General features: G+C 46.6%; 12 protein-coding genes and 1 pseudogene. 5 read left to right on the plus strand and 8 right to left on the minus strand.

Annotated features, from left to right (window positions below; genetic code table 11):
* Window positions 1–54: 54 nt before the first annotated feature.
* The 6 genes from Q9291_RS05725 to Q9291_RS05750 all read right to left on the minus strand — a co-directional run bounded on the left by Q9291_RS05725 (window position 55) and on the right by Q9291_RS05750 (window position 6070).
* A complete protein-coding gene (locus Q9291_RS05725) occupies window positions 55–1713 on the minus strand; it encodes a methyl-accepting chemotaxis protein (protein ID WP_306389066.1) in 1659 nt (552 codons plus the stop codon).
* Window positions 1714–1758: 45 nt separating this feature from the next.
* The gene (locus tag Q9291_RS05730; RefSeq protein WP_306389067.1) at window positions 1759–3957 is read right to left on the minus strand and encodes a chemotaxis protein CheA; all 2199 of its coding nucleotides are present in this window, start codon (window positions 3955–3957) and stop codon (window positions 1759–1761) included.
* Window positions 3958–3993: 36 nt separating this feature from the next.
* On the minus strand, window positions 3994–4317 hold the full coding sequence (locus Q9291_RS05735) for an STAS domain-containing protein (protein ID WP_306389068.1): 324 nt from the start codon (window positions 4315–4317) through the stop codon (window positions 3994–3996).
* A 36-nt stretch (window positions 4318–4353) separates the two neighbouring features.
* Window positions 4354–4722 carry a response regulator gene (locus Q9291_RS05740; RefSeq protein WP_306389069.1) on the minus strand — a complete coding sequence of 123 codons (369 nt, stop codon included), beginning with the start codon at window positions 4720–4722 and terminating at the stop codon, window positions 4354–4356.
* A gap of 31 nt (window positions 4723–4753) precedes the next feature.
* Window positions 4754–5764 (minus strand): methyl-accepting chemotaxis protein, encoded by a 1011-nt coding sequence (locus tag Q9291_RS05745; protein ID WP_306389070.1) that lies wholly within the window; start codon window positions 5762–5764, stop codon window positions 4754–4756.
* Window positions 5765–5896: 132 nt separating this feature from the next.
* A complete protein-coding gene (locus Q9291_RS05750; protein WP_306389071.1) occupies window positions 5897–6070 on the minus strand; it encodes a hypothetical protein in 174 nt (57 codons plus the stop codon).
* A 21-nt stretch (window positions 6071–6091) separates the two neighbouring features.
* Between Q9291_RS05750 and Q9291_RS05755 the strand changes: the two genes are divergently transcribed.
* From Q9291_RS05755 to Q9291_RS05770, 4 genes are all read left to right on the plus strand, one after another.
* A complete protein-coding gene (locus Q9291_RS05755; RefSeq protein ID WP_306389072.1) occupies window positions 6092–8008 on the plus strand; it encodes a bifunctional diguanylate cyclase/phosphodiesterase in 1917 nt (638 codons plus the stop codon).
* A gap of 279 nt (window positions 8009–8287) precedes the next feature.
* Window positions 8288–8575, plus strand: a complete 288-nt coding sequence (locus Q9291_RS05760) for a co-chaperone GroES (protein ID WP_194748562.1) — start codon at window positions 8288–8290, stop codon at window positions 8573–8575.
* 48 nt (window positions 8576–8623) lie between these two features.
* Window positions 8624–10264 (plus strand): chaperonin GroEL, encoded by a 1641-nt coding sequence (groL, locus tag Q9291_RS05765; RefSeq protein WP_306389073.1) that lies wholly within the window; start codon window positions 8624–8626, stop codon window positions 10262–10264.
* Between the two features lie 192 nt (window positions 10265–10456).
* Window positions 10457–11347 carry a hypothetical protein gene (locus Q9291_RS05770; protein ID WP_306389074.1) on the plus strand — a complete coding sequence of 297 codons (891 nt, stop codon included), beginning with the start codon at window positions 10457–10459 and terminating at the stop codon, window positions 11345–11347.
* Between the two features lie 198 nt (window positions 11348–11545).
* On the opposite strand, the pseudogene Q9291_RS14155 reads toward Q9291_RS05770, so the two are convergent.
* Window positions 11546–11677 (minus strand): annotated as a pseudogene (locus Q9291_RS14155) (CopG family antitoxin); the annotation flags it as partial.
* Between the two features lie 216 nt (window positions 11678–11893).
* Here Q9291_RS14155 and bamJ point away from each other — a divergent pair.
* Window positions 11894–12520: a BamJ family beta-barrel-assembly machinery protein gene (bamJ, locus tag Q9291_RS05775; RefSeq protein WP_306389075.1), complete on the plus strand. Its 627-nt coding sequence runs from the start codon at window positions 11894–11896 to the stop codon at window positions 12518–12520.
* Window positions 12521–12627: 107 nt separating this feature from the next.
* Here bamJ and Q9291_RS05780 read toward each other — a convergent pair whose 3' ends face one another.
* Complete coding sequence (locus Q9291_RS05780; protein ID WP_306389076.1) at window positions 12628–13527, minus strand: SdiA-regulated domain-containing protein; 900 nt, start codon at window positions 13525–13527, stop codon at window positions 12628–12630.
* Window positions 13528–13701: the final 174 nt, after the last annotated feature.

The following is a 13701-nucleotide window of genomic DNA, read 5'->3' on the forward strand; positions in this document are numbered from 1 at the left end:
GGCATTCATCACTCAATAACGCTACCGAGAAACTGCCAGCCCCACCTCTCTTGATTAAAATTTCACGAACTGGGACTCGTCCACCTCGGCGGCATGTACTGCTGCGATATGGACAGACGCTTTGCTACTCGCGGGTTTGGCTACTTTTTTCACGTTCTTTTTTGCAGCAGGTGCAAATGTGCCATCCTCGACCCCGACTCTAAAGAAACCAATCAGTTGTTGCAGTTGCTCTGCCTGACCACTCATTTCTTCAGCAGTCGCAGCCAGTTCTTCACTGGAGCTTGCATTCTGCTGCGTCACCTGGCTGATCTGGTTCATCGCAGTCGTAATCTGCAAGGCACCGCTACTCTGCTCATCGCTGGCAGCATAGATTTCTTGTACCAGATCACTGGTCTTGTTAATGCTAGGCACGATTTCATCCAGCAAGCTGCCTGCACGTTCGGCCAGCCCTACCGAGTTCTTGGCCACTTCACCAATCTCCTGGGCCGCAACCTGGCTACGTTCGGCCAGCTTGCGCACTTCCGCTGCCACTACCGCAAAGCCTTTGCCATGTTCGCCAGCACGGGCCGCTTCAATCGCCGCGTTCAGCGCCAGCAGGTTAGTTTGGTAGGCAATGTCATCGATAATGCTGATCTTGTCTGCAATACTCTTCATGGCAATCACAGTGTCTTTGACCGCGGCGCCACCTTCGTTGGCATCTTTGGCTGCTTTACCGGCAATACCATCGGTGACTTTAGAATTCTCGGTGTTTTGATTGATCGAAGCGCTCATTTGCTCGACCGATGCTGACGTCTCTTCAACCGAAGCCGCCTGCTCGTTGGTCGCCTGGCTAATGCTTTGCGCCGTCGCACTCACCTGCTCCGAGGCGCTCGCAATATTGTCCGCTGAACCACGTACCTCACTCACAACACTCACCAATTTCTCCACCATAACCTTCATAGCGGCCATCATGCTGGTGTTGTCACCCGGTTTTGTATTGACGCGAATCGTTAAATCACCAGCAGCAATTTTTGTCGCAATATTGGCAGCATCCTCTGGTTCACCGCCTAGCTGTTTCAATAGTCCAGCAGTAATAACCCAGCCAAGAAACGCTGCAATCGCAATCACAGAACCCGCAATTGTTAATGTGATGACTGTTGCACTTGAAATGACATCATTGGCGCGTTCCGAAGCCTGTTTGGCCAAATCTACGTTATAAGTAAGCTGATTTGCAAAGGTATTGTTGGCTTCCAAAATAGCAGGCATCAATTCGTTTCTGACGGCAATTTCGGCATCTTTGGTTTTGTTGTCTCTTGAAAACGCAAATACTCTCTGGCGCACAGTGTTGTAATGCTGTAACTTTGCCTTAAATTCATCATACATTGCCTGTTCTTTACTATCGGACATGCAAGATTGCCCTGCGCATCCATTTGTATTGTATTTATCTACACTTTCTTGCAGCGCTTTGGCAGCCACATCAATCTTACCCTCCACGTCACGCATGCCAGTCTCGTCAGTGACAATCACATGAAACAGCGACAAGTCACGCAGGTTAGATAAATTTTTCTGGATATCAGTAAAAATTTGATAGCTCGGCACTGTGTTTACCGAAGCATAATTAGCAGCGTCAAATGTGCTCCTCAGTTGAGTACTACTTACAATGGTCAGTCCAATTAACCCTAAAACCGCCGCAGATACCAGTGCGATCATTTTTTTTGCAACAGTAAATTTCATTTCAGTGCTCCTTGATTATTTTCTAGCGGTTAGAAACTGCGTTTATTAATTTACCCCTACAACCTCTTGCTCTTTATTTTTGCCGATATTGGCCAGTTGCATCATGCGCGGCACATCGAGCACCAGCGCAACGCTGCCTGAACCAAGGATAGTGAAGCCACCAATGCCTTTCACATGCTCAAACATTTTGCCCAGCGGCTTAATCACGGTTTGAAACTCGCCGATCAGCTTGTCCACGACCAAGCCAATTTTTTGCTCGGCATACTGCAATACCACAATATTCTGTCGGGCTGGGGGAGCACCTTTACATTCAAACTCATCTCTGAGTTTGAGATAAGGCAAGACTTCCCCGCGCAGGTTGATAAAGTCGCGCTGATCACTGATTGAAGCCTCATAATCAGCGGTGGAAAGCTCTATACATTCGACCACCATATCGAGCGGGATCACATAGGCAGACTCAGCCACATTGACCAGGAAGCCGTCAATAATCGCCAACGTCAGTGGCAAGCGGATACGCATGGTGGTGCCCAAACCAGGTTGGGACTGAATATTGATCGTGCCACGCAGGGCTTGAATATTGCGACGCACCACGTCCATGCCGACGCCGCGACCGGAAAGATTGCTGACTGCATCTGCCGTTGAAAAGCCTGCTTCAAAAATCAAATTGTAAATATCGCCATCACTGAGAGACTGCTCTGCGGAGACCAGGCCTTTTTCAATTGCTTTGGCGAGAATTTTGTCTCGATTGAGTCCGGCACCGTCATCACTGACTTCAATCACAATGCTGCCGGAATCGTGGAAGGCATTTAGTTTTAGCGTACCGTAAGCGGACTTGCCTTTGGCGAGGCGCGCCTCGGCTGACTCAATGCCATGGTCCATGGAGTTGCGCACCAGATGCGTGAGCGGATCACTGATTTTTTCAACCACGGTTTTATCCAGCTCGGTTTCTTCGCCGCTGATTTCCAGCCGGATTTCTTTGCCGAGCTCTTTGCTGACATCGCGTACCACGCGGTTAAAGCGACTGAATGTGGAACCAATCTGCACCATGCGCAGTGCAAGCGCAGAATCACGCACCTGTTCAACAAGGGTAGAAATGGTGGAGGTCGCTTCAGTCATTTCACTGTTGGCTGTTTTATTGGCCACCAGCGTGGCACCCGCGCCCGCAATAATGAGCTCGCCGACCAGATTGATTAACTCATCCAGTTTGTTGGCATCAATCCGAATAAAATTGGATTCGGAATTTTTAGTTTCTTTAACCTGCTTTTGCTTTTCAAGCGCAGCATTTACCACATCCGGCTGCACCATGTGTTGATTAACCAGCGTTTGGCCAATCGGCTCTTTATCCATGGCTTGCTGTGTCGCTTGCTGCTGCAAGCTGGACTCGAGTTCATTGGGTGTAAGCGTGCCGCACTTCACCAAGATTTCGCCGAGTTTCAAGTCTTCGTTGGAAAGCTTTTCAATCAAGTCTATATAGTGGCTGATTTTGCTATGCGGCGGCAGAATATGGATTTCGCAATCATCGCGCACAAAATCGAAAATACTTTCAATGGCCAGCTTATCTGCATCGGTTTGATAACTGATTTCGAATCCCAGATAACAACTTTCGGCATCCATCTCCTCCAGTGCAGGAAACCCCTGTTGCATTGTTTCCAGATGCGCAATGGTGCCGATGGTTTTCATGTAACGAATAAAGCTGAACGGGTCCATGCCGCTTCTAAAGGTATTTACGCCAAATCGCAGCGAGACATGCCAGCAGTCGGTTTCGACACGCTCAATGCTTTCAGCTTCGTCTACGGTGGTCATGGCGGCTACTTCGGTGGCAGCATGTTCAGCAGCTGGCACCATGTCGCTTTCGGCGCTCAGGTAAACGTTGAGACGACTGATTAAGGCATCACTCACCGCTTGCGTGTCAGCATCCGGCGTTTTGCTTTCAGCCACGTGATCGATAAGCTTGCCAATAAAATCACCGACCTCCAGCAGGAGTGCGACCAGGCTTTCATCGATGGTGATTTCGCCATTACGCACTTTGTGCAGCACACTTTCTGCCACATGCGTAAAGCTGATGATAAAGTCCAGTCCAAACAGCCCGGCAGAGCCCTTAATGGTGTGCGCGGCCCGAAAAATGGCGTTGATTTTTTCTTCATCCTGAGGATTCTGCTCCAGCGTTAATAACGCCTCTTCCATTTGCTCAAGAAGATCACGACTTTCCATAATGTATATTTGCAAGGATTCATCAAGACTCATCTTTTTTACCTTTCATGCTTATTCTGTCGTTCGTGATCAGGCCGCGATGCCGCTCAACACGGTGGGCTCGCCAAAGAAACCTGCAAGATCAGCCAGGCCAAGCAACTCGTTTACCGCCTCGCTGCAGCCGATGAGATTAAACGCAACACCGTGTAAGGTGCTGTGTAATTTAATCGTCATTAAAATCTGCAAACCTGCCGCATCGACCTCGCTCACCTCCGACAAATCCAGCTGGATGGGCAGTGCATTTTTTAATGCTGCCTTCACCACATCCATCGTTTCACTTGCCGTGTAAATATTGAGCTCACCGGAAAAATCCAGCTTGGTTAAAGATTTTGTACTTTTCACTGCGACCGGCATCGTGTTCCCCTTGCCTAAAGTTGTAATTAAATGAAGTTACGGTAAAACAAGTTTAGAGACCGCATTCAACAATTGTGGTGGTTGAAATGGCTTGACCATCCAGGCCTTGGCACCGCCTGCTTGGCCTTGCATTTTTTTCTCTTCCGCGCTTTCAGTGGTCAGCATAATCACTGGCGTAAACTTGTAAGCAGGGATCTGCTTGCTCGCTTTAAGAAATTCAATACCATTCATATTGGGCATATTGACGTCGCTAATAATCAGATGAATTTTTTGACCATTTAATTTATTCAGTGCATCTCTGCCATCTTCAGCTTCAATCACATCATAGCCAGCGCCTTTTAACGCCGTGCCTACGACAGATCTCAATGAGGACGAGTCATCAACGATGAGGATAGTTTTTGCCATATGTGCTCCTTAAAACGCTTTTTAATTTCAATTAAAAAAATGTAATTTCTCCATCGTCACTGGACGGTGCAGTTTCTGCTTGGGGTTTGCTTGTATTGGAACGAGGCTGACTGTGCCGCATGGTTTTCTGCTCGTGTATATGGGTTTGCTCACGCATGGTGTAGCTCGATTTGAGTGAATCCAGCCACTCATCGACATCACCCAGGCCATCCTCTTCATGCATCTTCGTACTGAGTTTTGAGATGTCCTGATGGACATGCGTCAGCATCTGACTGACACGGTCCTGGAATTGCAGCGCGTACAATACCTGATCAATTTCATTTGCCACGTGCGTACTCTCGGTCAACATTTGCTGGCTGGTATTGACCACCGCATTGGCGGCTGAGCCAAACTTTTCAACCACGGTGTTGACAACCTGTTCCGCATCTTTCAGCGTCTGCGCATCTTTCTTTTCGAATTCTTTTGAAATGTCGGTTACGGTTTTAATGGCCTGAGAAACGCCAAGCACCGTTTCCGAGATGTGATCGCCCGTTCTGCCTGCATCGGAAGAAAGTCTTTTAACCGCATCGGCCACCACGGCAAACCCTCTGCCGCGTTCACCTACCCGTGCTGCCTCAATCGCGGCATTCACCGCAACCATGCCAGTTTCTTTTGAAATCCGGCTTACGGTATCCGCCATATTGCCCAGCGTTTTTGCATTGGCTGATAGCTCGGTAATGGCCTTCAGCAAAGCTTTTTTTTCTTCAATGCTGTTCTTTAATAAATCAATGACTGTGGTAAGTTGTTGCTGGCTATCCTGCAACAGGCTGATTAATTGCTCTGTACTTTGGTTTTGACCCTGACTGGTTACATGGCGAATGCTTTGGGAAAGACTGGCAAATTTTGCACTCAAGCCCTCGATGGAGGTATTGGTCAGCGTCTTGGCGGCTTCAACCTGACCAGCCCATAACGGCAATACGGACTCACATAACTGATGCAAATTTGCGTCATTCTCATCCATCATGTACTCCGTATCAGCGGTTGACTCATATTGGTAATGCATTTCGTATCCTTTTGAGTATTTGCAGTAAAACTCCGACTCACTGAAATGCATCTTAAACCAACGTTGCAACTCTCAATTCCACGAAAAGAGCCTGCGTAGATGCCTTATTTACACAATGATTAACACTTCAGCTTATTGATTTAATGCCGTTAAACCTATTGAAGTAAGGCGCTGCATAAAAAGGGTTTTTTCATCATGAACACAAGGCATCACATCAATTACATCAAAAGCCATTTCTCGCAATTCTTGCTGATGGTGGTTGTATGCACGTTGTTGGTGACTGGCGCTTTGCTCTGGATGACTCATCAAACCCATTTTGCAGATCGCATGATCACTAAAGAGCTGCAACCCGATGTCAATGCACTTAACGAATTCAACACCACGCTTTTATCTTTGATGAATGACGTCAAAGAATACGCATCATCCAGCAACATCGAAACCAGCCAGCGACTTGTCACAGAGATTACGATTAAAGAGAAGAATATTGGGGATGCGTTAAACCAGCTCGCAATACAACAAGCCGCGGATCCAGAGAGGCATGCAAAAATAATCTTGCTGACTGAAGCCTATCAACATCTGAGCATTGCGCTCAAACCACTGATTGCTTCATCTCTCGCTCAGCACAGCAAGGCGCCGCTGAATCTGATGCCTTTTTATGAAGCCGTGCACGATGTGCAACGCGCCCTGCACACAGCACAACAGCTAAATGCTCAAAAAACAGCCTCCATCTTCAATGATCTTGAACATACGGAACTGACCATTGTTGGTATCTATCTCTTTTCCATGCTGATGTTAAGTGCGCTGCTCGTCTTTGCCGGGCTAAAAACCTATCGAAAAATCATCCATCTGCTGGGTGTGGAGCCACGGGAGATTTTTTATATTGTGAATACATTACTCGATGGCAGATATGTTAACTTTCAAACGGCGTCTCCAGACAGCCTGCTTTCAAGCTTAAAAAGAGTGTTCCTGATGGATAAGGAAACCACACTCCCAAACCGACTAGGCACCTTGCAAATATTGCCATCGCTCAACAAGAATAATGACGCGACTGGCATGATGCTGAAAATTCATGGCTTTGATAACCTGTCAGAATACCTGGGGCCGCAAGATACCAAACGGCTGTTAAGGCTATTTGTCGAACGCGTAAAAACCATCCAGCCACAGGCAGTTTTATTTTCAAGAGTGTCGAATAGCAGTTTTTTAATCGTGAATGCGTACCGGCTGATCAGCGATGAACGCACACACGAGATTGAGGCGCTGCTCCAGCGTGTACAGGAACCTTACGATGTGGGTATTCGTAAAATCAAGATCAAAGTATTTATGGGGGTGGTGAAATACCCGGAAGATACCAGTGACTTTAGGTTATTGATTAAATATGCCAATACTGCAGCAGCTAAAGCCGAGAAAGCGCCGAATCAATATGCCTTCTTTGAGGCCGCATATATCAAAGAAATCCAGGAACATATTGAAACTGAAACCGACCTCTCCCATGCCATTGATGATGATCAACTCGAACTCTATCTGCAACCGCAAGTAGATATACATACTGAAAAAGTGGTGGCCGCCGAAGTGCTTTTACGCTGGAAGCATCCATTAAAGGGATTTATCTCTCCGGATAAATTTATTCCGATTGCGGAGAAAAATGGTCAAATTCTACACATCGGAGACTGGGTACTGGAACATGCCATTGCCATGGCGGTTGACATTAATCAACACCGGACCGAGGCCATTCCTCTGTCGATTAATATTTCATCACATCAAATCATGATGGAAACTTTTGTGGATTCTGTGTGTGACAAGCTCAACAAATATGCCTGTATGCCCAACTGGATTAAACTGGAAATCACAGAGTCGGCACTGTTAGACAACAGCGAGTCCGTATTAAGGCGTCTTTTCCAGATTGCCTCTTATGGCATCAGCATCTCTCTGGATGACTTTGGCACGGGATATTCCTCCCTCAGCTACCTGACCAGATATCCAATCAGCCAAATCAAAATTGATCGCACCTTTATGAGTGATATCCCGCTACATCTGGACAATACTGAACTGGTAAGGGCGATCATCAAACTGGCCGAAATTCTGCATTTTGATGTGGTTGCCGAAGGCATTGAAACGGCCGATCAATTGCTTTTCTTACGTAGCACATCCTGTGCTTTGGTGCAGGGTTATTACTATTTCAAACCGATGCCCATTGAAAGTTTCAAGGACAAAATCCTGTCAAACCTCGAAGCCCTCTCATCTTGAAAATATAAAACTCGCTGAAAGGCACAACTGCTTCTCGCAGTGAATCATTTACCCAGACTCAAAGTGCTGGAGTATCACATACAAAATGTCGTCTGTAATTTAACTTAAGATCCAAGACGACAAAAATTTTGCGTCTTTGCTCTTGAAATCAAAAATAATCACCCCAAATTAGCAATCAAGGTGCGTGAGTGCTAAAATGCGTGCCGTAATACCAAATTGCATTAACTTTTTAATATTCTTTTCCAAACAATAATTTAGGAAAACTCCAAGGAGAAACTAATGAATATTCGTCCATTGCATGATCGAGTGATTGTTAAACGCGCAGCTGAAGAGCGCACAACAGCTTCTGGCATTGTGATTCCAGACAGCGCTACAGAAAAACCAGATCAAGGTGTAGTGCAAGCCGTAGGTAATGGTAAAAAAGACGACAATGGCAAAGCCATTGCGCTGGATGTGAAAGTCGGCGACAAAGTGTTGTTCGGCAAATACTCCGGTCAGACAGTAAAAGTCAACGGTGAAGAGCTGTTGGTCATGCGCGAAGAAGACATTATGGCGATTGTTGAGTAATTTACTCGCAATCAATTCCAGGCTAATTTGAAATTTAGGAGAATTTAAATGGCAGCTAAAGACGTAAGATTTGGTGATGACGTTCGCCAAAAAATGGTAAATGGCGTAAACGTATTGGCTAACGCAGTACGCGTAACCTTGGGCCCTAAAGGCCGTAATGTGGTGCTGGAGCGTTCATTCGGCGCGCCAACGATCACTAAAGATGGTGTGTCTGTGGCCAAAGAAATCGAATTGAAAGACAAATTCGAAAACATGGGCGCGCAAATGGTGAAGGAAGTGGCTTCCAAAACCAATGATATCGCGGGTGACGGTACAACGACTGCGACAGTGTTGGCACAAGCGATTATTCGCGAAGGCATGAAGTCTGTTGCTGCTGGCATGAACCCGATGGATCTGAAACGCGGCATCGACAAAGCCGTTGAAGCGGCTGTGGCAGACCTGGCAGCACAATCCAAACCTTGTACAACCAGCAAGGAAATCGCTCAGGTAGGCTCTATTTCTGCCAACTCTGACACTTCCGTTGGCCAGATCATTGCCGATGCGATGGACAAAGTGGGTAAAGAGGGCGTGATCACTGTAGAAGATGGTTCCGGCCTGAGCAACGAGCTGGACGTGGTGGAAGGCATGCAGTTTGACCGCGGTTATCTGTCTCCTTACTTCATCAACAATCCAGAGCGTCAAATCGCATTGCTGGACAATCCTTTCGTGTTGTTGCACGACAAAAAAATCTCCAACATCCGTGACTTGTTGCCAACTTTAGAGCAAGTGGCCAAAGCGGGTCGTCCATTGCTGATTATTGCTGAAGATGTCGATGGCGAAGCGTTAGCAACACTGGTAGTCAACAATATCCGCGGCATTCTGAAAACCACTGCTGTGAAAGCACCTGGGTTTGGTGACCGTCGTAAAGCCATGCTGGAAGACATTGCTGTTTTGACTGGCGGCACTGTGATTGCTGAAGAAGTCGGCCTGAAACTGGAAAACGTGCAACTGCACGATCTGGGTCAAGCCAAACGCATCGAAGTGGGCAAAGAAAACACCATCATCATTGATGGCGCTGGCAACGAAGAAGCGATCAAAGCACGCATCACTCAAATCAAAACGCAAATCGAAGAAGCTTCTAGCGACTACGACCGTGAAAAACTGCAAGAGCGCGTGGCCAAACTGGCTGGCGGTGTTGCGGTGATCAAGGTGGGCGCAACGACTGAAATCGAAATGAAAGAGAAAAAAGCCCGCGTGGAAGATGCATTGCACGCCACACGTGCTGCGGTGGAAGAAGGCATTGTGGCTGGTGGCGGTGTTGCACTGATTCGTGCCCGTGACGCGATTGCCAAAGTGAAAGGTGACAACCTGGATCAAGAAGCCGGTATCAAAATCGTGCTGCGCGCAGTTGAAGAGCCTCTGCGCCAGATCACCCAAAACGCTGGCGTTGAGCCATCCGTAGTGGTGAACAACGTAGCAGCTGGCAAAGGCAATTACGGCTACAACGCCGCAAACGAAACCTATGGCGACATGGTTGAAATGGGCGTGCTGGATCCAACCAAAGTCACACGTTCTGCATTGCAAAATGCAGCTTCAGTGGCTGGCTTGATGCTGACCACCGACTGCATGGTCGCTGAACTTCCGAAAGAAGATGCACCGGCCATGGGCGGTGATATGGGCGGCATGGGCGGCATGGGCGGCATGATGTAATTTTGCATTTAAGCAGTTCAGTGATGCTGCGTTGCTTATCCTTGCCGTACTTATTGTACTGTCTGCGGATAACTGCCTTGTATCACTATCACGCTTAACGCACTAACCAGCGTTTCCAAATAAAACCTCGCTTCGGCGAGGTTTTTTTGTTGCGATATACTTAACGCACTTTGACTAACAGGTAATCTGCTGATGTCTGACTTTCGAGCATTTATATCAAACTGCACAGTAGCAGGTTTAGACTTTACAAAATGTGGTAGCACGAATCTTCGTGACACCATTGATTTTGAAATTAGTGGCCGTATTTTTTCACTCAAACAACATCCAGAAATTGCCAAGGGCAATTTCAATGAGTTAAAGGGTAAATTTTTCGCAAGTAGCGAGTTAACTATAAAAGACGTCAGCGAGAATGATTTGGTAGGAGTTGAGTCGGATGTTCACGCGCTATGCTGGCTTTTATCTTTTGCCACCTTATCAAATGTTACTTTTTATAGTTACGCCTATCCTGCAAACCTGAATACAGGTCGCAGATGGACTACAAGCGGTACGCTTGAATTTTTTAGGCCAACAATCGAAATTAGGGATGGCGAGACTGTTAAGTCATTTATTGAACACACCTTCCATAATTACAAAGCTCTTGAAAACTCAAGAAAGCTTAATGTTGCAATTCATTATTTACTTTTGATTGAAACCAGTAATCTACCGACAGAAGCAAAATTAGGATTGATTTTTATGCTGCTAGAGAACTTGAAAAGTACTTATGCCCATACAAAAAACATTCCTTTCAGATCTGGCTTTTTTAGAAAAGAGCCTAGACCAAGTAAAGGCAAAGATACGTACTCATTCGAAGAGCTTCTGAAAATGATGTTTGATGAAGTTGGTATAAGTAAAGAATTAGATCAGGTAATAATTGTACGAAATGAAATAATCCACTCTGGGCTTACAGAGCTGAGTCATGATGCCGCAGTCAAGCTTCACGACGAAATTCATGACCTATGCAGAGAGTACTTACTAAGTCTTTTAGGTTATCGTGGTGAATACTTATTGTATTCGTCAGGTAGCAATACTGTTGCTCGCATTTAAAAACCATATATAATTCATTAAAAACAATCAGTTAACCCGTGTAGCCGACTGCTATACAGCTAGCGTAGTCTGTACTTACTTGTGCGCAAAGTGACGTTTTCGCGCGGCGCCACATGAAGTACGTGCAAGCTACGCTAACTTTTCAACAATCCACTTTAACTAAAGATTGATAAGGCACATCTTTTTATTCGCTGCCCCTTATAGCTTTTCTATCATATCTACAGCTAGCCTGATAGAAATAGCCTTGGTGGTGGATTTTAAGTTGGGAAGGCGAACATTTTTTACCTTTGTCCAATCCACATAATCCACGCTTTCTTTGCTCTCCCAAAACGCACGCTCTTCTTACTTGTTAGCAACAGTGGGGCATTATTTCATTGGTTTGCTTGGGCATATGATTGTCGCTCCTTTTCCATACATGAACATTGGAAACAATAACAGCAAGTTTTGTTAATCTCTTAATTATCCGACATAATGTCGAGTTATGCCGTTGCCATCAGGCGTATTTACACTGCATTGTTAAATTCAAATTACGAAAGAAATCACTCAATGACCATTCAACTAGACTCTTTAATCCAGCGTTTGAGCTATATCGTTGGCGAAAACATGGCGCATCAACTCAAAAATGATGGGCTCAGCTTGGACACCGCCGCCTTATCTTTGGCCATTGATGACGTCATGGGGGGCAAGCCTTCACGCCTGACAGATGATGAAAAAAGAAGCACGGTTGAGCAGGTGCAATACGAGAGTCAAAAACAGCAGCAAGCCGCACAAGCCCAGCAATCGGATAAAAACAAAGCAGAAGGCGCGGCTTATCTGGCAGACAATGCTAAAAAAGAAGGGGTGACGACGACTGCGAGTGGTCTGCAATACAAATCACTGGTCACTGGCAATGGCGCAAAACCGACGACCAGTGACCGCGTGCAAGTGCATTATAGAGGCACGCTGATTGATGGTACAGTATTTGACAGTTCGTATGACCGTGGCGAACCGATTGTTTTTCCGGTGACGGGTGTAATTGCTGGCTGGGTGGAAGGTCTGCAGTTGATGAACGTGGGTAGTAAGTTTGAATTGGCAATTCCATCAAATCTGGCTTATGGCGCCAACGGCAGTGGCCCGGCCATTGGCCCGGATGCCACACTGATCTTTGAAGTAGAACTGCTAGCGATTGTGTAACTCACCATGCGAGGGTTACATTGAAAAACCCGCAACAAAACCCGCTAAGGCGGGTTTGTTGCTTTGTATCGGGCTGGTTAACTCTTTTCAATCAACGCAGTGCTGCATCAAATCCGCGGATCACTATTCTCATGTGGCTTGCCTGGCTTAAATACGTAAAAAAGGTTGGGCTCACTGAGAATGTACACCGTGCCATCCTCACCAATGGTCACCCCTTCTGCTTGCGGGACGCTTTTGTGCAAGCCATGAAAGTTTTTCCATAAGGCCAAAGAACCCATGGTTCGGCCGGATGCGTCAAATTGCTTGAGCAGCTTGGACTCATCACTGAGCAGAAACAAATGCCCGCTTTGCGCATGATAGGTCACCGAGGACAAGTCTCGCAGTGCCCAGTTCAGGGCATGGTCATATTGCTTCAGCCGCTCGACTTCAAGAATGTGAGGTTGCGAGCTATCAGGATGATAAAAGCCAGACACGGACAATACATACTTCGGGTCACGCTCTTTGACCACAATCAGCCGATTCTGTGCGCTATCCCATGAGACGCCTTCAAAATTTTTGTTGCCGCGATCATTGACACCCAGTCGCAGCAGCTTTGTTTCATCTATAGCCACTGTATGAGTATCTGCGGCTATTTTTATCAACGCCAGACGACTGTCCCGCTCGTCAGCAAGCACGAAATACTCGCCCTCGACATGGGTAATCCCTTCGAGGTCATCTGCACCGTTCACCATGATTTCACGCAACGGCTCACCTTGCGGAGTGAGCTCCACAATTATATTCATGTCATTAAGCACGGTGAAGAGCGTTCCTGTGGCGCTGTTGTAAGTCAGGTCTGAGGCATTTTTGTAGTTGCCCAGACGTTTGCCTTCTATCACAACTTGGTAAGACGAGAGCTGCAGGCCCGCATGTTTTTGTACATGTATTTGATGCCAGAGGTGCCAGGCAACGGCCTCGGCTTTTAGATAGTAGAGGGTAGAGAGCAGGCCCACGACGAGGCTGATCATCATGCTCGCACAAATTAATCGATCATTGAAACGCTTCAACTGGCTCATCCATTTATTACAATTGTATTGATGACTGCAAGTGAAGGACAGAGTTCCTGAACGCTGTGCATTAACGCAGCAATCCACACAATAAAAATAGCTGACGTAAAACAAAGCGCCAGCAGCGTAGATAATCAG

Origin of the sequence: Methylophilus aquaticus, from assembly GCF_030769565.1 — a bacterium.
Taxonomy (GTDB): Bacteria; Pseudomonadota; Gammaproteobacteria; order Burkholderiales; family Methylophilaceae; genus Methylophilus; species Methylophilus aquaticus.